This window comes from Deltaproteobacteria bacterium, assembly GCA_016183175.1.
Taxonomy (GTDB): Bacteria; UBA10199; UBA10199; order UBA10199; family SBBF01; genus JACPFC01.
On sequence record JACPFC010000008.1, the window covers coordinates 25,147 to 25,843 of the forward strand.

The 697-nt window shown below is 53.5% G+C and carries 2 protein-coding genes; both read left to right on the plus strand.

Features of this window, described 5'->3' with window-relative positions:
• A partial coding sequence (locus HYU99_01155; protein ID MBI2338965.1) for a M20/M25/M40 family metallo-hydrolase occupies window positions 1-453 on the plus strand: 453 nt, incomplete at its 5' end.
• Window positions 447-697, plus strand: a 251-nt coding sequence (locus HYU99_01160; protein ID MBI2338966.1) for a hypothetical protein, incomplete at its 3' end; no start/stop codon positions are given. The genes HYU99_01155 and HYU99_01160, both read left to right, overlap by 7 nt.

Below are 697 nucleotides of genomic sequence, written 5' to 3' on the forward strand. Positions count from 1 at the left end.
CCGACGATTATTTCGGGAGGGAAAAAAGTAAATGTTATTCCCTCGACCGCGGAGCTTCAGGTGGACGGGCGGATCATCCCCGGCCGCACGGTGGAGAGTTTTCTGGCCGAGATCAAGAAAATAATCGGAGAGGGGTATGAGTTTGAAATTATGGATCAGTACGATCCCACCGAGATGGACTACGAAAACGAGTTTTACAAACTTTTGGCCAAGACCCTTATCCGACACGACAAAAGAGCGATCCCGGTCCCTTATCTGATTCCCGGCTTTACCGACGCCTCCAATTACAGCAAGCTCGGCATCAAGTGTTACGGCTTCACGCCGCTGAAACTTCCGCCCGATCTCCGTTTTTCGGAACTTTTTCACGGCCACAACGAGCGGGTTCCGGTGGAGGGGCTCCTGTTTGGGTTGAAAGTGATGGGGGATGTGGTATGTGAAGGGGCCTCATGCTGAATTTGGCCCTCAAAAAAATCTTCGGGAGCAAAAACGACCGGGAGCTGAAAAAAATCCGTCCTTCGGTGACGCAAATCAACTCGTTTGAGCCCGCGTTGCAGACTCTCTCCGACGACCAACTCCGTCATAAAACGACGGAGTTCCGTGAACGGCTGGGAAAGGGCGAGGCGTTGGACGACCTCTTGCCCGAGGCGTTTGCGGTTGTTCGTGAAGGATCAAAACGGGCGCTGGGCATGCGCCACTT